This window comes from Kitasatospora sp. NPDC005751, from assembly GCF_040630835.1.
Classification (GTDB): Bacteria; Actinomycetota; Actinomycetes; order Streptomycetales; family Streptomycetaceae; genus Kitasatospora.
In genome coordinates this window covers 1-19589 of record NZ_JBEXYC010000033.1, presented here as the reverse complement: position 1 = coordinate 19589, position 19589 = coordinate 1, and the positions used below count along the sequence as shown (strand labels likewise).

Sequence of the window (19589 nt, the reverse complement as noted above, 5' to 3'; positions counted from 1 at the left end):
GTCTTGCCCTGTGAAGATCGCACTGATGGACTCGGGAATCGGCCTGCTGGCCGCCGCCGCCGTGCTTCGGAACCTGCGCCCGGACGTCGATCTGGTGCTCTCCTCCGACCCGGCCTCCATGCCCTGGGGCCCGCGGACACCCGAGCAGATCACGGCCCTCGCGCTGGGCTGCGCGCGGGCGGCGGCGGCCCTCGAACCGGACGCGCTGGTGATCGCCTGCAACACCGCCTCCGTCCACGCGCTCGCCGCGCTCCGCGCCGAGCTGGAGCCCGCGCTGCCGGTCATCGCCACCGTCCCGGCCATCAAGCCGGCCGCGGCCCTCGGCGGACCGGTCGCGATCTGGGCCACCCCGGCCACCACCGGCAGCGCCTACCAGCGCGCTCTGATCCGGGACTTCGCCGGACCGGCGGCCGTCACCGAGGTCGCCTGTCCGGGCCTGGCGGACGCCGTCGAGCACGGTGACGACGCCGCGATCGACGCGGCCGTCGCCGACGCGGCGGCCCGCACGCCGGCCGGCACGGCGGCCCTCGTCCTCGGCTGCACCCACTACGAGCTGGTCGCCGACCGCATCCGCGCGGCCGTCGCGCCCACCGCCGCCGCCCACCTCACCCTGCACGGCTCCGCCGACGCCGTGGTGGCCCAGGCCCTGCGCCGGGTCGCCGACCCCACCCGCCGGGGCACCGGTACCCTCACCGTCCTCCACGCGGGCCGCAGCGCCGCCCTCCCGCCCGCCGTGCTCCTCTACCCGCAGGGCCTCGACCTCACCGCCCCGGCCGCCTGACCCGAACGGCCGCCGCGGCGGCCCGGCTGTCGACCCCTCACGCGCGGACCGCGCAGGGAGCCGCTGTGTGACGGCTCCGTCGGCCGGGCGTCGACCCTTGGCTTGGTAGTGCGCGTACAGAAGGTCGGCGCGGGAGAAGGCCCCCCGGCCGGTCCACCGTCGGCGCTCGGCTCGCCCCCCTCGCCCCCTCGCCCCCTCGCCCCCTCGCTGCGGAGCCGGCGATGCACGGGACGTCGGACCGGCCGACGCACCGCGCACCGCCGCCGCCGTTACGCCACGGCCTGGCCGCGCCAGCGCCGGTAGGCCGGTTCGAGTCCGGAGAGGATGGTGTCGAAGCGGCGCGTGTTGGTGGTGGAGTCGACCTGGAGCCGGCTGATCTGCAGCGGGTGGTCGGGAAGGCGCGGGCCCAGGCGGTGGTCGGAGAGGAACCCGAGCCGGTACCCCAGCTCCTGGAGGACGGTTTCGGCGCGCGGGTCGTGCCCTCCGTCGGGATAGGCGAAGGCGGTCGGCGGCTCGCCCAGCCAGCGGGTGAGCGCCTCGTGCGCCCCGGTGATCTCGGCCCGGACGGTGACGTCGTCGCAGCGTCCGAGACAGGGGTGCCCCTGGGTGTGGTTGCCGATGGCGACGCCGCCCGCGCGCAGGGCGATGAGGTCGGCGGGGGTGAGCTGTTCCTGCCGGGGCGGTCGCCGGTCCGCGCTGACCCGCAGTTCCTGGAGGCTGCGCCGCCGGTCGGGGTCGGGCATGGCCTTGAGTCGGCGCAGCACCTGGGAGGGGTGCCCGCAGTCCAGCGAGCGGGCGCGCCCGCCGTGCCGTGCCAGGAAGTCGGCCTCGTGCCACCAGAACGGTTTCTCCGTGCCGATCAGCTCGGAGATGACGAAGGCGGCGGCCGGGATGCCCCGGTCGTTGAGCGCCGGCAGGGCGTGCGTGAGCACGCTGCGGTCGGCGTCGTCGAAGGTGACCAGGACACTGCGGGCGGGCAGCGGCCGCCGCTCGGCGACGGCCTGCTGGACGGCCGCCAGCGAGACGGGGGTGGCGAGTCTTCGGAGCCGGTCGAGCTGGGCGCCGAAGGACCGCGGATCGGTCACGCCGTGGTAGGCGAGCACGGCGAGCCGCTGCGCGGCCCGAGCGCGGAACAGCGGTTGGACGGGGGCGAAGCGCAACCAGTCGCCCCGCCCCTCGGGCCGGTCGGCCGCGGTCGGCGCGGCGTGCCGGCGGGCGGCCCGCCGTCCGCGCGGCAGCGGTTGGGGGACCGCCACGACCGCGGGGGCCGCCGCCGGCCGGCCCGGTGCGGGCGGCGCGGTCACGGACTGGGTGGTCATCGGTGGTGCGGCCGCCGAGTGCCCGGTGGCCCGTCGCCGAGCGGCCGGCTGCCCGGCGGCCGCCTGCGGCAACGAGCGCACGTGGGCGCTCGGCAGGGTGCTGATGACGGACCCGATCCGGGCCATGGAGGTCGACGTCGTGGACTTGGACTGCGGCACGGTTCCCCCTCGGTCGCCGGTGCGGCGTGGCGGTACCGCCGGAGGTTGGAGCCCGGCCTCCGACTCCAGGGCACGGCGGCTCCGCCCCCTGGTGTTTTCCGGTCCTCGGCGGGGACTCCCAACCCGCACCGCGGACGGCTCCTGGATCGCTCAATGTAGTGGAGACAGATGTGCCCGGTGGATGGTTGTACCGGACAGCCGAGGAATCTTCGCGGGCCGAAAACAGGCGCCTCCGGGCGTACGCCGGATCAGTGGCGGCGCCCGTGACCGGGCGAGAGCCCGTTGCGGAGAGTAGTCGAGATATCGCTTCCCGCGGGCTGCCTCCCGGGCCGCTCCGGGGTACCTTGGCCTCATGGCAGATGCGGAACGTGATCATTTGCACCCTCATGGGGCGACCAGGATGGCCCGCGTGTGGAGCGGTGGCGCGCTGGTCACCCACCAGCTCCCGCTGGCCGTGGTCGGTCTGGCCTGTCTGGCGCTCGGCATCGTGGTCGCCGTGGCGGTTCCGGACAGTGACGGCCCCGCGTGGGCGATGGCCGTGGCCGGCTGCCTCGCGGCCGGGGTGCTGCTGCTCGGCCGGATCGCGTTCGCCCTGCTCCGGTACCGGCGCGGCGCCACCCTCTGAGGCACCGGCCCACGGACCCGCGTCGTCCTCGGCGCGGGCCCGGCCCCGGGAGGCGGCGGGCGGCGCCTCCCGGGCCGCCTGGCCCGTGGCCCGGGTCCGTGGCCCGGGCCGTAGCCCCGCCGCGCGGCCGTGACGTCCTGACCGGCCCGTGAGCCGCCCCGGCCGCCACCGGCCGTCACCTGAACGGGCGATCGAGCCCGACCGTCGGATCGGCCGGTTTCGGCCCATCTGCCTACGCCTTCTCGCTTCTTTCACAATTCCGGGCCATCAGCCCCACAGTTCCCCCTACTGTGATTTCCGTCCGGCAGCCAACTGCGCCGGATGCGAGGCCACTTGACGGCGCCGGGGAGGGCGTCGCAGAGGGGGGAGCAATGAGCGGCACCGCCGCGCCCGGAGCACCCGAGGCGGCCGGACCGGCCGGAGGCATCCGCACCAGGGTCAAACGCCAGCTGGCCCGCAGGGTCGGGGCCCGGCCCGGCGAGGGCGCCACCGTCCTGATCTACCACCGCGTCGGCGGCGACAGCCCCGACGAGCTCGACGTCAGCACCGCCGACTTCACCGCCCAGGCCGACCTGCTCGCCGAGCTGCCGCCGGGCCGGGTGGTCTCCCTCGACGAGGCCGTGGACCGGATCGAGGCCGGCCGCCGCACCCCCGCCACCGTACTCACCTTCGACGACGGCTTCGCCGACGTGTACGACAACGCCTGGCCGCTGCTGCGCGACCGCGCCCTTCCGTTCACCGTCTACCTCGCCAGCGGCCACGTCGGCGGTGAGATGCGCTGGGAGGGGTCGACCGCCAGGACCACGGGCGCCCCCGCGCTCAGCTGGGAGCAGCTGCGCGAGATGACCGCCTCCGGCCTGTGCACCGTCGCCAACCACACCCGCAGCCACGCCCGCCCCGAGCTGCTCACCACCGCCGAGCTGGACGCCTGCAACGACGACGTCGAGCAGCACCTCGGCGTCCGCCCCCGGCACTACGCCTACACCTGGGGCGTCCCGGTGCCCCACATGGAGCCGGCCCTGCGCGCCAGGTTCCGTACCGCCGCCACCGGCGAGGTCGGCCGCAACGCGCCCGGCGCCGACCCGGTCCGGCTGCGCCGGGTGCCCGTCCGCCGTACCGACCCGATCGACTTCTTCCGCGCCAAGCTCTACGGCCGGCTGATCCCCGAGCGCGCCTACGCCCGGATCGTCGCCACCGCGAAGGCGGTGGGCGCCCGTGCCTGACCCCACCCCGATACCCGCCAGCGCGGCCGCCGGACCCGCCCCGCGGCTGCGCGGCCCCGGCGGCCGGCCGCTGCGCGTCGCCCACCTCACCACCGTCGACATGAGCCTGCACCTCCTGCTCGCCACCGAACTCAAGGTGGATCTGGAGGCCGGCTTCGACACGTACGGCATCAGCGCGCCCGGCCCGTACGTGTCCGAGATCGAGGCGATCGGCGTCCGGCACGAGCCGCTGCACGCCCTGACCCGGTCCTGGCGGCCGCGCGCCGACGCCGCCGCCGCCCGCGAGCTGCTCGCCGTGCTCGACCGGCTGCGACCCGACGTCCTGCACACCCACAATCCCAAGACCGGCGTCCTCGGCCGTGTGCTCGGGCGGCTGGCCCGGGTCCCGGTCGTCGTCAACACCTGCCACGGTCTCTGGGCGCAGGCCCACGACCCGCTCGCCAAGCGGGCGTTCGTCCTCGGCGTGGAGGCCTTCGCCGCCCGCTTCTCGCACGCCGAGCTGTACCAGAACGGCGAGGACCGCCGCACCCTGGCCCGGGCCGTCCCGGGCCGCCGCTCACGGGTCGTGGGCAACGGCGTGGACCTCACCCGTTTCGCGACCGCCCCCGGCGACCGGGCCCGCGCCAGGGCCGGGCTGCGCGCCGAACTCGGCGTCGGCCCGGACGAACTGCTGGTCGGCGGCGTCGGCCGCAGGGTCGCCGAGAAGGGCATCCGCGAGTACGCGGAAGCGGCCCGCGCGCTGGCCGGCAAGGCCCGGTTCGTCTGGATCGGTCCCGACGACCCGGACAAGCCCGACGCCCACGGCGCCGAGTCCGGCGTCGAGTTCCCCGGCCCGCGCGGCGACATGCCCGCGGTGTACGCGGCCCTCGACGTCTTCGTCCTCCCCTCCTACCGGGAGGGGTTCTCCCGCTCCGCCATGGAGGCCGCCGCCGGCGGCCTGCCGATGGTGCTCAGCGACATCCGCGGCTGCCGCGAGATCGGCACCCACGACGAGCACCTGCTCCTCGCCCCGCCCGGGGACGCCCGGGCCCTCACCAGCGCGCTGGACCGGCTCCTCACCGAACCCGGCCTGCGCGAACGGCTCGGCGCCGCGGCACGGCGCCGCGCCACGGCCCACTTCGACCAGCGCGCCGTCGCCGGGGTCTCGCTGGAGACCTACGCGGCCGTCGCCCGCGCCAAGGCACTGCCCTGGACGGTCGACTGAACCCACGCACTCCCACCAGACCGCATCAGGGGGAAGGACCGTCATGAAGCGAGGGGGGGACCTCGCGGTCACCGTCCTGGCCGGGATCGTCGCGATTCCGCTGGGCCTGCTGATCGCCCTGCTGATCCGCTGCACGACAGGCGGACCGGCGCTCTTCCGCCAGACCAGGACCGGATGGCACGGGAAGGAGTTCGAGATCCTCAAGTTCCGCACCATGCGGGACAAACGCTTTCCCGAGGAGCCGGACGCGCCCCGGATCACGTGGCTCGGTGACCTGCTCCGCAAGACCAGCCTGGACGAGCTGCCGCAGCTGTGGAACGTGGCCCGCGGCGAGATGGGCGTGATCGGGCCCCGGCCCACCCTGCCCGAACAGGTCGTCCACTACTCCCGCCGCCAGCGCGGCCGGCTCGACGTCCGGCCCGGCCTCACCGGCTGGGCCCAGGTCCGGGGCCGCAACTCCCTCACCTGGCCCGAGCGGATCGAACTCGACCTCTGGTACGTCGAGCACCGCTCCCTCCGGGTGGACCTGCGCATCCTCGCGCTCACCGTCGGCGTGCTGCTGCGCCCCAGCGGGATCACCGCCGCCGGCGGCGTCAACCCCGGCTTCCCGGCGCCCACCGAGCCGCTGACCGCCGGACCGGCGGCCGCCGGCCACGAGAGCGCCGGCCACGAGAGCGCCTCCCACCAGCCCGCCTCCCACCAGCCGGTCGGCTCCGCCGCCAGGCCCGCCGACCCCGCCGTCCGGCCGCTCACCACGATCAGCCTGCCCCGGCAGGCCACCGCGCCCCGGCTGGCGCAGCCCGTCCGGACCGCCGTCGAGGAGGTGTCCTGATCCCCGAAGCGGGCAGGATGGCCGCCATGGCTACCGACCACCGACCACTCTGGATCGCCGGCGCCGGGGGCGTCGGCCGCGAGGCACTGGACACCGCCCTCGCGGCCGGCGTCCCGGTCGCCGGCTTCCTGGACGACCGCCGGCACGGCGGCACCGTCCGCGGCCTGCCCGTCCGCCGGCCCGACGACGTCCCGGCCGGCGCCCGCTACCTGGTCGGGATCGCCGCCCCGGCCGTCCGGCAGCGGCTCGGCGCGCTGCTGGAGGCCCGCGGCGCGCTGGCCGCCACCCTCGTCCACCCCCGGGCCCTGATCGCGCCCGACACCGAACTCGGCCCCGGCTGCCTGGTGATGGGGGGTGCGTACGTGTCGAGCAGCGTGCGCCTCGGCGCACACAGCCAGGTCCACTACAACGCGACGGTCGGCCACGACAGCGTGTTCGGCGAGCGGGTGACGGTCTATCCGGGCGGCAACGTCTCGGGCGCGGTGCTGCTCGCCGACGGCGCCACCGTCGGCAGCAACGCCGTGGTGCTGCAGGGGCGCCGGATCGGCGCCGACGCCTTCGTCGGCGCGGGCGCCGTGGTGACCAGGGACGTCCCGGCCGGTGAGGTGGTGGTCGGCTCCCCGGCCCGGCCGCTGCGCGGATAGCGGCCGGGCCGCCGGCCGTCCGGGTTCCCCGCCGGCCGTCCGGGTTCCCCGCCGGCCCGGCCGGGTGGTACCCGCCAAGCCGGCGGACGGCGGCCCGCACGGGCGACCGTCCGCCGGCGGCAGGCTCCCCTGCGCGGGCAACGCCCGGGTAGGGGCCCGGCGGTGGACTCCCCGGGGCCGGCCGCGGTGCCGGATAGGGTGCGGGGCATGGCTATCCCCGCGTTCCTCGCCGAACTCCGCGCCGTGGTCGGCACCCGCCCGCTCTGGCTCAGTGCCGCCGTCTCGGTCGTCTTCGACGACGACGACCGGGTGCTGCTGATCCAGCGGGCCGACGACGGCCGCTGGGCCCTGCCCGGGGGCATCCTCGACCCCGGCGAGCAGCCCGCCGACGGCGCGGCGCGCGAGTGCCTGGAGGAGACCGGGGTGGTGGTCGTCCCCGAGGTGCTCGCCGGGGTCGATGTCTCGCCCGAAGTCCGCTACCCCAACGGCGACGTGACCCAGTACCTGGTCCTGGTCTTCCGCTGTCGCCCGGTGGGCGGTGAGGCCCGGGTCGACGACGACGAGTCGCTCGCGGTCGGCTGGTTCGCGCTCGACGCGCTGCCGCCGATGATCGAGGCGGAGCACCGGGCGCTGCGCCAGGCCCGGGAGGGCCGGGGAGCGGCGTCCTTCCGGTGGGAGGGCGGGGAGCGTCCGTGACCGGCCCGATGGCCGATGTCCCCCTGCTGGACGGGCCGGTGGAGGTCCGCGGGGCCCTGCACCTGGAGCGCACCGGGTACGGCCTGCGGCCCTGGCGGCTGCCGGCCTGGACGGCCGCGCAGTTCCCGGACGAGGCGCTGCGCCGGGTGGCCCAGATGCCCTCCGGGGTCCGGCTGGCCTTCCGGACCGCGGCGACGGTGCTCGAACTCGCCCTCCGGACGCCGGCCGATCCCGTGCGCCCCGGCGCGGTCGAGCTGGCGCTGGACGGCGTGCGGACCGACCGCGCCGCCCTGCCGGTGGCCGGCGGGCCCGCCGAACTGCGCTTCACCACCGCGCCGGTGACCTCGGCGCCGGGCGACGGCGCCACCGAGCGCGAGGTGGAGCTGTGGCTGCCGCAGTGGACCTCCGTCGAGCTGGTCGCGCTGCGCGCCGACGCGCCCGTGCTGGCGCCCCGCCCGAGCGGCCGCCGCCGCTGGCTGCACCACGGCAGCTCGGTCAGCCAGGCCCCGGAGGCCGATTCGGCCGCCGGTACCTGGCCGTGGATCGCCGCCGGCCGGGCCGGCGCGGACCTGCTGAACCTCTCGCTGGCCGGCAACGCCCACCTGGACCCGTTCACCGCCCGGACGGTGCGGGACCAGCCGGCCGACCTGATCAGCCTCAAGCTCGGCACCAACGTGCTGTCCGCCGCCTCGTTCCGGCGGCGGACCTTCGGACCGGCCGTGCACGGCTTCCTGGACACCGTCCGCGAGGGCCATCCGGACACCCCGCTGCTGCTGGTCTCCCCGCTGTTCAGTCCGCCGTTCGAAGGCACCCCCGGACCGGGCCGGTACGAGGAGACGCCCGACGGGCCCCGGTTCGCCGCGACGGGCGACCCCGCGGACGTCCCGGCCGGGGCGCTCACCCTGGAGACGGTCCGCGCCGACCTGGCCCGGATCGCCGCCGTCCGATCGGCCGGCGACCCGCACCTGCACTACCTGGACGGGCTCGCGCTGCTCGGACCGCGGGACACCGACGGGCTGGCCGACCTGCTGCACCCGAACCCGGCCGGGCACCGGCTGGTCGGCGAGCGGTTCGCCACGCTCGCCTTCGGCCCGGGCGGCGCCTTCGCCGAGGGCTGAGCACCGGGGGCCGAGCACCGGACTGTGAGCACCGGGCTGTGAGCGCCGAGCCGCGAGCACCGCACCGCCCCGGCCCCGCACCGCATCGTCCCGGCCCCGCCCCGGCCCCGCCCCGCGCGTCAGAGCGTGCGGAACCACTCCGCCGTACGCTCCAGCCCCTCGCGCAGCGCCACCGGCCGGACGTCCGGGAAGAGCTCGCGCAGCCGCGCGTTGTCGGCCTGCGAGTCCCGGACGTCGCCGGGCCGCGGGTCGGTGTGGGTCACCGCGACCGGCCGCCCCAGCACCGACTCCATCGTGCCGACCAGCTCCAGCAGCGACGTCCGGGTGCCGAAGGCCAGGTTGACCGGATCGGCGTGCACCACCCGGCGCAGCACCGCCTCGGTGATCACCTCGGTGACGGTGCCGACGTAGGTGAAGTCCCGGCTCTGGCCGCCGTCCCCGTGCACCGTCACCGGCCGCCCGGCCAGGGCCGCGTCCAGGAAGGCCGGTACCACGGCCGCGTAGGCGTGCCCGGCGGGCTGGAGCGGGCCGAAGACGTTGAAGAACCGCAGCGGCAGCACGCCCAGCCCGTAGCAGTGGTGGTAGGCGGCCAGGTAGGACTCCGAGGCCAGCTTGCTGACCGCGTAGGGGCTCATCGGCGCGGTGCGCATGGTCTCGCGCTTGGGCAGCTCGCGGTTGGCGCCGTAGACCGAGGACGAGGAGGCGGCGGCCACGTACAGCCCGCCGGCCCGGCGGGCCGCCTCCAGCACCTCCAGGGTGCCGGTCGCGTTGGCGTGGTGGCTTGCCAGCGGGTCCGCGACGGAGCGCGGGACGGACGGCAGGGCGGCCAGGTGCACCACCGCGTCGGCGCCCGCGAAGGCCTCGTCCAGCAGGGCGGGGTCGAGGATGCTGCCCTCGTACAGGGCGGCGTCGACGCCGGCCAGGTTCGCCTTGTGGCCGGTGGACAGGTTGTCCACCACCCGGACCTGCTCCACCTCGGGGCGGGCCAGCAGGGCCCGGACCAGGTTGGCCCCGATGAATCCGGCTCCGCCGGTGACGACCACGCGCATGGCTGGGGCTCCCCCTCCGCACCCGCCCGGCCCGCCCGGCCCGGCCCTGTGCCGATGGTAGCCGGGCGGTCACCCGCGGTGGGGCGGAACGGCGAGAAGGGCCCGGCGGCCCCGGCCCGCTCAGTCCTTGCGCTGGCGGTACGCCTCCTCGGCCGCGTCCAGGACCGCGGCGAGGTCGCCGCCGGCGGTGGCCGTCGCGACCGCGGCCACCGCGCCCTCCACGAACGGTGCGTCGGCGAACCGGACCGGGAACGGCAGCCCGTGCTCGTCCGCGTCGGAGAGCAGGGCCCGGACGGTGGTCACCGCGCTGCCGAGGTCGGCGAGCATCACCACGCCGTGCCCCTGGTCGACCCGGCGGGTGGCGGCGGACACCAGGACGGCGCTGATGCCCGGACCGGAGTCCGGGTCGCCGCCGGTCGCGGCGACCGGGGAGGGGGAGTCGGTACCGGCCAGCGCGAGCGCCAGGGCGCGTACCGCGGCGGCCAGCTCCTGGCTGTGCGAGACCAGGACGACCCCGACCCGTCCGTGCAGGGGCGGCCGGCCGGGGGCCGACCGGGGCAGCGGGGTGCGCGCGGGCGGGGTGCGAGGCGCCGGGGGGTGGGCCGAGGGGGCCTCGGAGATGGGGATGACATCGGCGCTGGTGCCGTCCCGGCGGCTCATCGGCTGCTCCTGGGGGCGTCGGGGTGCGGGCCCTCCTCACTCTGGCAGCTCGGGCGCCGCCCGGCGGGGCGGGACACGCTCCGGACGGGGCGCCCGGCCCGATCGACGGACGCTTTCCGGCCGTGGGTCCTAGAGGGTGTGTGCGCCGCGGCCTGATCCGACGCGACTTCGCCCCCATCCCCTAGCACAGCGCGGCGGCCCGCGGGGCCCGCCGGCCGAGCGTCGCCCCCGGTCGGGGGAGTCCTCGGCAACCCGCTGACCGGGGCGGCGGCGGTGACTAGGCTGGCCTCGAAAGCCGTCGGGAGGAGACCAGTAATGGCAGCCAATATCGGGACTGACGTGGAGTCGGCCGTGGGCACGGGCGTCGAGGTGCCCGCACCGTCGCCGGAGCTCGCGCCGAGCGGGAAGCCGAAGGTGGACTTCACCGGGGCGACCTGGCTGTGCAGCAGTCAGGGGGTCGGGGATGTCCAGATCGCGTTCGTGGACGGTTACATCGGCATGCGGGACGGCCGCCAGGAGGACGGGCCGGTCCTGGTGTTCACGCCGGGCGAGTGGCGGGCCTTCGTGCTCGGCGCCCGGGACGGCGAGTTCGACCTCACCTGAGGCCTGCCCGGCCTGCCCGACTCGCCTGATCGCCCGTCCTGGCCACCGCGGACCGGCCGGGGAGCAGGGAGGGAAGTGCCGGAACGGGTCCCGTGGGGGCCCGTTCCCATCTTGTGATCAGCCTTGAGCGTACCCGGTCATAAATTCTGTTGACTGTTAGACAAGCGCAGCTCAGAGTATGAGCACAGGCAGACGCCGTGCCCACCGCCCCCACGCGGCCAGACACGGCGCCTGCTGTGCAGCCCGGCAGTCACGCCGGACCTGCCTCCCAGTCATCCCCTGCGCACCGGGGGTGCGTTGGCCGGTCCCGGCCCACGAGGGGCCGGCAGTCGCCGGGAGGCTGACACCGCTGCCGAGAGCGACTCGACGTCGGTGCCGGGTGCTCGGGACCCGCACGCCCCCACGCGGCGGCGTCCCGAGCAGATCCGCGGGAGCGACGGGCCGGGGCCCCGCGGACCTTGCTTGTGTGGCTTCGAACTGCTGGCTTGTGTGCTGTGCTGTGTGCGACGACGAAGCTGGGTGCTCGGCGGATCGGCACGACGATGTGCACAGTGAGGGATACGCGTGTAGGGCCGCGTTGCGACATGCCGTCCCCCCGAAGGGTGAAACCCAGAACGGCTGTCGTGCTGAACCGAACGTAGCCCGGACGGTTGCTCAGAGTCAACATTGGTCTCTGAGCGTGGATCTCCGTCCAGCGCCCCACCCACCCCGCGAGAGTGGTGTGCCGGGCACGTACGATGTTCCCATGTCTTTTCTCCGCCGTCGCTCCGGACAGCCCACCGGCCCGGACTTCGACGTGCTCGCCATGGACCCGGGCGACTGGCCCGGTGACTTCGGCGCGGCCATGATGACCGGCCCGGACGGCTCCTGTCAGGGGATTTTCCTCCGCTACGACCTGTTCGGAGGCAGAGGCCCGGCGATGTTCATCGGCAACCTCCCCGAGGGCTCGCCGGCCCGCGAGACCGGGGACGAGGTGCCCTTCGAGGTCCGGCAGCTGCTCGCGGCGCTGGAGAACGAGGAACCGGTCGAGTTCGTCTCGGCGGAGGACTTCCCGGTGATGCTCGGGGACGACCTGCTGATCGTGAAGAAGGTCAAGGTCAGCGAGGGCCGGGTGTTCTGCTCGCAGTTCGGCCGCAGCGACGGCGTCCAGGTCACCATCGCCTCCTGGGACCGACCGGTTTCGGACGACCTCTACCAGCTGCTCAAGCCGCTCCCGGCGGACATGTTCCAGCAGGGCTGACCGGCACTCCCGCGGCGGCGCGGCCGGGGCCGTTCCGGGCTCCGGGCACTGCTTGACGGTTTCGATCATCGCTTCGTACAGTCGCGAACATGTCGTGCCGTCTCCCGCTGCTGACCCGTCGCAGCTACCTGGACCTGCGGCGCACCGCAAGCGCGGCGTGTCCGGGCCACTGAGGGGGATTCGTCCCCGAGGCGGCGGGTGCCCGGCCGAGTGGCCGGCGCCGATCCGGGGGCGGGTGTTGCGCTGACTTCCGGGGCCGTCCACCGGTACCGCGCGCCCGCCCGGCGTGCCGCCCGCACTTGCCGAGCCCACGCTGCCGCCCGGAGGCACCAGCACCATGACCACCACCGCTGCCGATCAGTCGCCCGTCGCCGCCGCCCTCGCCGGGCTGCCCCGGGTCGTGGACCTGCTGGCGGCCCGCGCCGAGGAACACGACCGCGACGCCACCTTCCCCTACCAGGGCATCGAGGCGGTGCACGAGGCCGGTCTGCTCACCCTCACCGTCGGACAGCGGTACGGCGGCCCCGGCGGCACGCTCGCCGACACCGTCCGGGTGCTCGCCCAACTCGGCCGGGGGGACGCCTCGGTGGCCGTGGTCACCGCCTTCACGCTGCTGCAGCACGCCGAGCAGGCCCGGGTGGCCGCCTGGCCGGCGGCCGGCTACCGGCGGCTGCTCACCGAGTCCCGCCGGGGGCCCGCCCTGGTCAACACCCTGCGCGCGGAGCCGGGCGGCCAGGGCGGCGCCCAGCCGGCCACGGTGGCCCGGCGGGACGGTGACGGCTGGCTGCTCAGTGGCCGAAAGACGTACTGCGCCGGTGCCGAGGCGCTGGCCTGGATGGCCGTCACCGCACGGACCGAGGAGCCGGTGCCGCGGATCGGCACCTTCCTGGTGCGCGGGGACAGCGAGGGCATCGAGGTCGACCCGACCTGGGACCAGCTCGGCCTGCGGGCCAGCGCCAGCCACGACGTCGTCCTGGACGCCGTCCGGGTGCCGGGCGAACTCGCGCTCGGACTCACCGCCCCGAGGAGCAACGGCCCGAGGACCACCGGCCGGGCCGGCGGGCCCGCCCGCGCCGGAACCGCGCCGTCCGGTGTCGAGGCCAAGGGTGTCGAGGTCAGGGGCGTCGAGGCCGGCGGCATCGAGGACGCGGCTGCCGCGGCCGCGGTGCCCGCCGCCGAACTCACCCGCGCCTGGCACGATCTGGCCCTGTCCGCGGTCGCCCTCGGGGTCGCCCGCGCCGCCGAGCAGTGGCTGGTCCGCTTCCTCCACCAGCGCACTCCGGCCAACCTCACCGAGCCGCTCGGCAGCCTGCCCCGGTACCGCTGCGCGCTGGGTGAGATCGAGGCCCAGCTGATCGGCGCCGAGGAACTGGTCAACGGACTGGCACCGCGGGTGGACCGGGCCGAACCGGACGCCGTCGCCCGGACCGGTCCGGCGCAACTGCTCGCCACCCGGGCGGCGATAGCGGCCGTCCAGCAGGCGGTCTCGCTCACCGGCAACCCCGGCCTGAGCCGGCGTCACCCGCTGGAGCGCTATCTGCGGGACGTGCTCAGCAGCCGTGTCCACTTCGCCCCGGACGAGGCCGTCCTGGACGCCGCCGGCCGGGCCGCCCTGGATCGCGCGCGACGCCTCTGACCGGCCGGGCCCCGCTGCGGCCCGAACGGCCCGGGCCCCGACCGATCGGGCGCGAGCGGCCGGGGCCCGGGCCGTTCGCCCGGCTCAGCGGGTGCCGACGGCGGCGCGGACGGCCCGGCGGGCCAGCGCCGCGTCGTCGTAGAGCCGGCGGATCATGATCCGCTGCTCCTCGCCGGCGCCGGGCACGTCGTACAGCCGGATCTCCCGCATCAGCACGAGCACCAGGTTCACCAGGAACGCGTCCCGGGCCAGTGTGCCGCCGCTCTGCGCGAGTTGGCTGATCTGCCGGCGGGCGGCGGTGTCCCCGGAGAGGACGCTCCAGAGCACGGCCAGGTCGTAGCCCGGCAGGTACCAGCCGGCCTGCTCCCAGTCGACCAGGACCGGCCCGGAGGGCGCCAGCAGCATGTTGCTGAGCAGGGCGTCGCCGTGACAGAGCTGGAGCGGGGCGTGGCTCAGGCCGTGCAGCAGGCCGCGCAGATCGCCGGCGTCCCGGTCGGTGAGCTGCCCCACCGAGTGGTAGCGGGCGATCTCCACCTGGTAGTCCAGCCGTGGCTGGAAGACGTCGGTCGGCGGCCGCCACAGGTTGAGCGTGCGGACCGCGCCGAGCAGCGCCCGCACCTCGCCCGGGGTCGGCGCGTTGGCGGGGTGGCGCTCCCGGGCGGCGGGCCGGCCGGGCACGCGCTCCATGACGAGCACGCAGCGGTCGTGGTCGGCCGCGACCAGCCGGGGCAGCCGCACCGGCGGGCGGTGCCGGACGAAGGCGCGGTAGACCGCGACCTCGTGGTGGAAGTCGGCCACCAGCTGCTCGAAGTACTCGCTCCGCACCGCCTGCGGGGCCAGGCACTTGGCGACCACCGGCGCGCGCCCGATGGTGCCCGCCACCAGGATGTGGCGGCTCCCCTCGCGCAGCACCTGGCGCGGGGTGAAGGCGGGGCATATCCGGGCGACACCCGCCAGCGCGGCCCGTACGGCCGGGGTCTGCAGCGCCGCCGGGTCGATCCGCTCGGGGGCACCGGGCTGACCGGGCCGCATCGGCGGGCGGAGCATCCGGCCGTCGCCGGGCCGGACGGCCGGCATCCGGGCGCCCGGCGGCAGGACGGACTCGGGGGCGCGCAGCCCCAGCGCCGTCCGGGCGGCCTGGCCCCGCGCGTCCGTCGTCCGGCCGTCGGCACCGCGCGGCACCGCGGGGCGGCTCGGCGGCAGCTGCTTCGGACCGGGACGGCCGGCGGCCGCGCCCGGGGGGCGCAGCGCGGTGCGGGTCGCGGTCGGCGTGGGGGAGGTCGCGGAGGAGTACATGGGGTGAGGGTGGTCCCTTTCTGTCCGTCGGCGGGTGCGCCCCGCGGTGCGGGGAGGGCCGGTGCCGCGTGCTTGCTGGCGTGACGGCGGCCCTGTCTCGGTGCGGTGGGTGGAGCGCGGGCGCCGGGCACGGACGCGGGGGCCGGAGCCCCTTGCTTCGGCGGTGACCCGGTCGTTCCGCACCCTGGGGAATGCGGACGACCGGACTGCCGTGGCCGTGCCCGGCGCCCCCGCGCCACCCGGCCGCGCCACCCCCTCGGGTGAGGACCGGGGACGCCCCGTGACACGGTCGGGGGAGCACCCCCCACCTGCCCGGGGCGCCGCCCGACCCGAGGGGCGAGGTGGCGCACCTCTACATCACACCCGGACGGCACTGGTTAGTAATGTGGCGGACCCTGGCGAAGCCTGGCGAATGCTCGCCTGGCACATGACGGAGCATCTAGCCTGAACCAGCCGAGGAACCTGGGGGCTTCACGTGAGCAGGGGACCCAACACCCGACTCGCCGATCTGTTCGTCCTGGCCGGATGGTCGAAGGGCGAGCTCGCACGGCTGGTCAACCGGCGTGGTGCGGCCATGGGAGAGCAGCAGCTGTCCACCGACACCTCGCGGGTCCGGCGCTGGATCGAGCACGGAGAGATCCCGCGCGATCCGGTGCCGAGGGTACTGGCGTCCGTGTTCACGGAGCGGCTCGGCCGTGTCGTCACCATTGAGGACCTCGGTCTGGAACGACACCGGCCCACCAGGACCGGAGCGGCGCAGTCCGCAGCACATCCATGGGAGCCGGATCGTACGGCCGCGGTCCTCACCGAGTTCACGGGAATGGACCTCATGCTCAACCGACGTGGATTGGTGGGTGCGGGCGCCGCGCTCACGGCCGGGGCGGTCATCGCCGACACTCTCAAGGGCTGGCTGGGCGGGGACGCCGTCGCGTACGCGGCCGCCGCGCCGGGCCCCCGGCAGGTGGTCACCCAGGGCGGGGCCCGCCCGGTGGTGGACGTGTACGACGCGGGCCCGGTCGGGCTCGACGAGGTGGAGGCACTGGAGCGCTCGGTCCAGGTGTTCCGCGCCTGGGACGCGGCGCGCGGCGGCGGCCTCCAGCGCAAGGCGGTGGTGGGACAGCTCAACGAGGTGGGCGGGCTGCTGACGCACCGCCACGGCCAGGCCGTGGAGCAGCGGCTCTGGCTGGTCGCGGCCAACCTCGCGGTGCTGGCCGGCTGGATGTCGCACGACGTCGGCCTGGAGTCGACCGCGCAGAAGTACTTCATGATCGCCGCCGAGTCGGCCAAGGAGGCCGGTGACCGCCCCCGGGCCGGTGAGGCGATCTCCCGGGCCGCCCGCCAGATGGTGCACCTGGGCCGCGCCGACGACGCGATCGACCTGATGGCCGCGGCCCGGGCGAGCGGCGGCCGGGTGCTGCCCAGAACCCGGGCGATGCTGAACACCGTGGAGGCCTGGGCGCACGCCTCGGTCGGACACTCGCAGGACACCCGGCGGCTGCTCGGCGAGGCCGAGGACCTCTTCGCCGAGGACGTGTCCGAGCCGCCGCCCTCCTGGATGCAGCTCTTCGACGAGGCCGAGCTGCGCGGGATGCAGGCGCTGGTGCTGCGCACCCTGGCCGAGCACGACCTGACGGCCGCTCCGGAGGCGCGCCGCCAGGCCGAGCGGGTGATCAAGCTGCGCGAGGGCACCGGTCAGCTGCGTTCGGCGCTGTTCGACCGAATCACGCTCGCCTCGGTGCACTGGCTCAGCGGGGAGCCCGACGCGGCGGAGCTCCAGGCCAAGATGGTGATGAACCTGATCGGCCAGAACTCCTCGCACCGCACCTGGGACCGGTTGCGCGAGATGTACCGGCTGACCGCCCGCTACCGGGGGCTGCCGGTGGTGGACGAGCTGCGGGTGGAGCTCGGGCGGGAGTTGCGGCAGGCGGACGCCAAGAACCGGCCCAGGTTCGCCTGAGCCGGCCGCGGTCCGTCCGAGCCGCCCGGTGCTCCGGGCGTTCGGGGCTGTGAGCCGCCCGGAACTGTGAGCCGTCCGGGGCCCGGCGTCGGCCGGGGGCGGCCTGCGTCAGTCGGGGTCGGCGGGGCGCAGCAGCATCCGCAGCGCCGTCACGGTGCCGTCGTTCCCGAGGACCGGCTCGCCCGCGCACTCCACCGTGGTGCGCGCGCCGTCGGGGTGGCTGACCTGGAGGGTGCCGAAGGCGTGGCGGCCGTGCACCAGGGCGTCGGTCATCATCCGGCGCAGCTGCGGCCGGTCCGCCTCGGCGAGCCGGTCGGGCAGCCGGTCGAGGCTGAGCGGTCCGTGCCCCGGGTCGCAGCCGAGCAGCCGGTACACCTCGGCGGACCACCGGACGTCGTCGGTGAGGAGGTCCCACTCGGCGGAGCCGACCACGGGACCGGAGTGCGCCTGCGTCGTGCCGTCCACTCTGCCGCCCACCGACCCGTCGTCCGCCCCGGTGTCCGTCCGTCGGGCATCGCTGCGGCGGGCGGCCCGGCGGGCGGCAGTGGCAGGCATGCTCATGGCGATTCCATCGGGTCGAGGCCGGCGCCGGGCCGGCGGAGAGGGAGGCGGGGAGGGTGGCCGCAGGGTGGCCGTGAGGTGGGAAGCTGTCAAGCAGTGAGAAGACTGTCGCACAGCGGAGTCACCCTCGTGGGGGATTTGAGCAGATCTCTGGCAAAATTCCCCCGGCATATGCCACTGCGGCAGGAGGGTCGATCGCCCTGTGTGCGGCGAGGTGTCCGAGGCGGTAACCTTCGGTGATTCCGGCGCCCGGGCGCCCACCGCAGTACCGACCACCGACCCCGGCGACGGAAATCCCGTTGCCACTACGACCGCCGCAACGGATGCTGACCTCATGTTCGAGCCAGTGATAGCACCCAGTGCCAGCCTCCTCGGCCTCCTTCAGCGAGGCCGCGGTGACGGGCAGCTCCACGCGCTGGCCGCCGACCGTACCGACGCCATCGCCGCGCTCCAGGAGTGCGTCACCAGGGACCCGAGAGCCGACTGGCAGGTCGAGAACCGCTCCCTCTACTACGCGCGCCTCTACATGGAACTGGAGGCGCCGCTCGACGGCATCGAGGACCACCTCCACGACCCGGAGGACCTCCTCGACGACGACGAGTACCGCACCGGTCTCGCCCTGTCCGTCCTGGGCCACCTCGCCGCGTACGGCCGGCGCGACGCGCTGCTGATGCTGCGCGAGTACGCCGCCACCGGCACCAACTGGGCCTGGGCGCTGGACGAGCTCGCGCTGCGCGACGACGACCGCGGCCTGCTGCTGCTCGGTACCGCGGTGCTGGACCGGTTCCCGCCGGGCCCCGAGGGCGACGCCGAGCTGCGTGAGTTCATCCGCGGCGCGTACGAGCCACGGCCGTGGCGGCTCTGGGCGGCCTACCACCCGCGGGTCGCGGCGGCGAGCGAGCAGTCCCCGTTCGACCTCTGGCAGCGCCAGGTGAACCGCACCGGCGTGACCCCGGGCTGGTCCACCGCCGACGTGCTCGTCTGGGCCGACCAGGGCGAGCTCGGCGGCCTCGGCGCCGCCGCCTTCGCCGGCCGGCCCGACCGCTCGGAGCCCGCCCGCGACGGCGGTGATCCCGCCGGCCCCGATGCCGTGGACCGCAGGGCCGCCGCCGCCGCCCGCTGCCTGGCCGCCGTGGTCCGCCCCGAGGACCGCCCCGCCGTGCTGGAGGCCGCGCGGAACGGACTGCCCGGTGCCCGCCGGGCCGCCCTGCGCTACCTGGTCGACCAGCGGGACCCGGCCGCCGCCGGCCTGATCGAGGCCGCCGCCGCCGATGTCGACGACCGGACGGTGCGCGCCGCCCTGGAACTGATCGGCCGGATGCGCGGCCCCGAGGCGCTGGCCCATGCCCGCCGCTGGGCCGACCCGGCCACCGGCGGCGCGGACAGCGCCCTCGGCGAGGCCGCCGTCCAACTGCTCGCCGACGCCGGGGAGCCCGGCGACGCGGCGCTCGTGGTGGCCGGGCTGCGCCGCTGGATCTCGGTCCGCGGGGTCGGCGGCCCCGGGCTGGGGTCGCTGGTCGACGGTGCGGGGCGGCTTGCCGCCGCCGAGGCCGTCCCCGTCCTGCGCCACATCTACGGCGAGGCCGCCTCCTCCGAGCTGCGCGGCCGGGCCGCCCGCGCGCTCGCCGCGACCGACGTGGCCTTTCCCGAGGGCCCGGCCGTCGAGTGCCTCTGGGACTGCGAGGAATCCACCCGTGAGCTCGCCGCGAGGCACGTCGCCACCACCGGCGACGCCCGCGTGCTGGAGCGCCTGCGCCGCCTCGCGGCCGACCCGGCCGAGGAGGCCGAGGTCCACGCCGCCGTGCGCGGCCGGCTGACCGCCGCCCGCGAGCGAAGTCGGTAGGCCCCCCCCGACACCACACCCGGGGGCGACACCCCGATCCCGGGTACGACGAAGCGGGCCGGGCACCAGATCAGGTGCCGCGCTGCCCTGGGAGTGAGCCCGAGCCGGGCGGGCCGCCGCAGCCCGCCCGGGCCCGCGGCCGG

The 19589-nt window shown here is 75.9% G+C and carries 18 protein-coding genes; 13 read left to right on the top strand and 5 right to left on the bottom strand.

Features of this window, described 5'->3' with window-relative positions; genetic code table 11:
- Positions 1-10: 10 nt before the first annotated feature.
- Positions 11-781 carry an aspartate/glutamate racemase family protein gene (locus ABZ497_RS25025; protein WP_359808397.1) on the top strand — a complete coding sequence of 257 codons (771 nt, stop codon included), beginning with the start codon at positions 11-13 and terminating at the stop codon, positions 779-781.
- Between the two features lie 269 nt (positions 782-1050).
- Here the strand turns inward: ABZ497_RS25025 and ABZ497_RS25020 are convergent, their stop codons facing one another.
- Positions 1051-2259 carry a polysaccharide deacetylase family protein gene (locus ABZ497_RS25020; RefSeq protein WP_359808395.1) on the bottom strand — a complete coding sequence of 403 codons (1209 nt, stop codon included), beginning with the start codon at positions 2257-2259 and terminating at the stop codon, positions 1051-1053.
- A gap of 400 nt (positions 2260-2659) precedes the next feature.
- Between ABZ497_RS25020 and ABZ497_RS25015 the strand changes: the two genes are divergently transcribed.
- From ABZ497_RS25015 to ABZ497_RS24985, 7 genes are all read left to right on the top strand, one after another.
- On the top strand, positions 2660-2884 hold the full coding sequence (locus ABZ497_RS25015; RefSeq protein ID WP_329490825.1) for a hypothetical protein: 225 nt from the start codon (positions 2660-2662) through the stop codon (positions 2882-2884).
- Between the two features lie 371 nt (positions 2885-3255).
- Positions 3256-4107: a polysaccharide deacetylase family protein gene (locus ABZ497_RS25010; RefSeq protein ID WP_359808393.1), complete on the top strand. Its 852-nt coding sequence runs from the start codon at positions 3256-3258 to the stop codon at positions 4105-4107.
- A complete protein-coding gene (locus tag ABZ497_RS25005) occupies positions 4100-5311 on the top strand; it encodes a glycosyltransferase (protein WP_359808391.1) in 1212 nt (403 codons plus the stop codon). Before ABZ497_RS25010 ends, ABZ497_RS25005 begins: the two co-directional genes overlap by 8 nt.
- Positions 5312-5354: 43 nt before the next feature.
- Entirely contained in the window at positions 5355-6143 is a 789-nt protein-coding gene (locus ABZ497_RS25000) for a sugar transferase (protein WP_359808389.1), read from the top strand.
- Positions 6144-6169: 26 nt separating this feature from the next.
- Positions 6170-6787 (top strand): acetyltransferase, encoded by a 618-nt coding sequence (locus ABZ497_RS24995; protein ID WP_359808387.1) that lies wholly within the window; start codon positions 6170-6172, stop codon positions 6785-6787.
- Positions 6788-6994: 207 nt separating this feature from the next.
- Positions 6995-7483, top strand: coding sequence for an NUDIX domain-containing protein (locus ABZ497_RS24990; RefSeq protein ID WP_359808386.1), 489 nt, complete (start codon positions 6995-6997; stop codon positions 7481-7483).
- Positions 7484-7491: 8 nt separating this feature from the next.
- Positions 7492-8601, top strand: a complete 1110-nt coding sequence (locus tag ABZ497_RS24985) for a GDSL-type esterase/lipase family protein (protein WP_359808451.1) — start codon at positions 7492-7494, stop codon at positions 8599-8601.
- 119 nt (positions 8602-8720) lie between these two features.
- On the opposite strand, the gene ABZ497_RS24980 is transcribed toward ABZ497_RS24985, so the two are convergent.
- Together ABZ497_RS24980 and ABZ497_RS24975 are read right to left on the bottom strand one after the other, a co-directional pair.
- A complete protein-coding gene (locus ABZ497_RS24980; RefSeq protein WP_329490832.1) occupies positions 8721-9650 on the bottom strand; it encodes an NAD-dependent epimerase/dehydratase family protein in 930 nt (309 codons plus the stop codon).
- Between the two features lie 120 nt (positions 9651-9770).
- A complete protein-coding gene (locus tag ABZ497_RS24975) occupies positions 9771-10310 on the bottom strand; it encodes a PTS fructose transporter subunit IIA (RefSeq protein WP_329490833.1) in 540 nt (179 codons plus the stop codon).
- Positions 10311-10625: 315 nt separating this feature from the next.
- Between ABZ497_RS24975 and ABZ497_RS24970 the strand changes: the two genes are divergently transcribed.
- The 3 genes from ABZ497_RS24970 to ABZ497_RS24960 all read left to right on the top strand — a co-directional run bounded on the left by ABZ497_RS24970 (position 10626) and on the right by ABZ497_RS24960 (position 13789).
- The gene (locus ABZ497_RS24970) at positions 10626-10913 is read left to right on the top strand and encodes a DUF397 domain-containing protein (RefSeq protein ID WP_352295047.1); all 288 of its coding nucleotides are present in this window, start codon (positions 10626-10628) and stop codon (positions 10911-10913) included.
- A gap of 745 nt (positions 10914-11658) precedes the next feature.
- Positions 11659-12153 (top strand): hypothetical protein, encoded by a 495-nt coding sequence (locus tag ABZ497_RS24965; protein WP_359808384.1) that lies wholly within the window; start codon positions 11659-11661, stop codon positions 12151-12153.
- Positions 12154-12490: 337 nt separating this feature from the next.
- Complete coding sequence (locus tag ABZ497_RS24960; RefSeq protein ID WP_359808382.1) at positions 12491-13789, top strand: acyl-CoA dehydrogenase family protein; 1299 nt, start codon at positions 12491-12493, stop codon at positions 13787-13789.
- Positions 13790-13873: 84 nt separating this feature from the next.
- Here the strand turns inward: ABZ497_RS24960 and ABZ497_RS24955 are convergent, their stop codons facing one another.
- On the bottom strand, positions 13874-15085 hold the full coding sequence (locus tag ABZ497_RS24955; protein WP_329490837.1) for a phosphotransferase: 1212 nt from the start codon (positions 15083-15085) through the stop codon (positions 13874-13876).
- Positions 15086-15560: 475 nt separating this feature from the next.
- Here ABZ497_RS24955 and ABZ497_RS24950 point away from each other — a divergent pair, with 475 nt between their 5' ends.
- A complete protein-coding gene (locus tag ABZ497_RS24950) occupies positions 15561-17042 on the top strand; it encodes a hypothetical protein (RefSeq protein ID WP_329490838.1) in 1482 nt (493 codons plus the stop codon).
- A gap of 108 nt (positions 17043-17150) precedes the next feature.
- Here the strand turns inward: ABZ497_RS24950 and ABZ497_RS24945 are convergent, their stop codons facing one another.
- Positions 17151-17603: a hypothetical protein gene (locus ABZ497_RS24945; protein WP_359808380.1), complete on the bottom strand. Its 453-nt coding sequence runs from the start codon at positions 17601-17603 to the stop codon at positions 17151-17153.
- Positions 17604-17937: 334 nt separating this feature from the next.
- Here ABZ497_RS24945 and ABZ497_RS24940 point away from each other — a divergent pair, with 334 nt between their 5' ends.
- The gene (locus ABZ497_RS24940; protein WP_359808378.1) at positions 17938-19446 is read left to right on the top strand and encodes a HEAT repeat domain-containing protein; all 1509 of its coding nucleotides are present in this window, start codon (positions 17938-17940) and stop codon (positions 19444-19446) included.
- The last annotated feature ends 143 nt before the right edge of the window (positions 19447-19589 follow it).

Coding starts and splice junctions, on each gene's coding strand:
- ABZ497_RS25015 (WP_329490825.1), top strand. CDS start 2,660: ATGGCCCGCGTGTGGAGCGGTGGCGCGCTGGTCACCCACCAGCTCCCG.
- ABZ497_RS25010 (WP_359808393.1), top strand. CDS start 3,256: ATGAGCGGCACCGCCGCGCCCGGAGCACCCGAGGCGGCCGGACCGGCC.
- ABZ497_RS25000 (WP_359808389.1), top strand. CDS start 5,355: ATGAAGCGAGGGGGGGACCTCGCGGTCACCGTCCTGGCCGGGATCGTC.
- ABZ497_RS24995 (WP_359808387.1), top strand. CDS start 6,170: ATGGCTACCGACCACCGACCACTCTGGATCGCCGGCGCCGGGGGCGTC.
- ABZ497_RS24990 (WP_359808386.1), top strand. CDS start 6,995: ATGGCTATCCCCGCGTTCCTCGCCGAACTCCGCGCCGTGGTCGGCACC.
- ABZ497_RS24985 (WP_359808451.1), top strand. CDS start 7,492: ATGGCCGATGTCCCCCTGCTGGACGGGCCGGTGGAGGTCCGCGGGGCC.
- ABZ497_RS24980 (WP_329490832.1), bottom strand. CDS start 9,650: ATGCGCGTGGTCGTCACCGGCGGAGCCGGATTCATCGGGGCCAACCTG.
- ABZ497_RS24975 (WP_329490833.1), bottom strand. CDS start 10,310: ATGAGCCGCCGGGACGGCACCAGCGCCGATGTCATCCCCATCTCCGAG.
- ABZ497_RS24970 (WP_352295047.1), top strand. CDS start 10,626: ATGGCAGCCAATATCGGGACTGACGTGGAGTCGGCCGTGGGCACGGGC.
- ABZ497_RS24965 (WP_359808384.1), top strand. CDS start 11,659: ATGTCTTTTCTCCGCCGTCGCTCCGGACAGCCCACCGGCCCGGACTTC.
- ABZ497_RS24960 (WP_359808382.1), top strand. CDS start 12,491: ATGACCACCACCGCTGCCGATCAGTCGCCCGTCGCCGCCGCCCTCGCC.
- ABZ497_RS24955 (WP_329490837.1), bottom strand. CDS start 15,085: ATGTACTCCTCCGCGACCTCCCCCACGCCGACCGCGACCCGCACCGCG.
- ABZ497_RS24945 (WP_359808380.1), bottom strand. CDS start 17,603: ATGAGCATGCCTGCCACTGCCGCCCGCCGGGCCGCCCGCCGCAGCGAT.
- ABZ497_RS24940 (WP_359808378.1), top strand. CDS start 17,938: ATGTTCGAGCCAGTGATAGCACCCAGTGCCAGCCTCCTCGGCCTCCTT.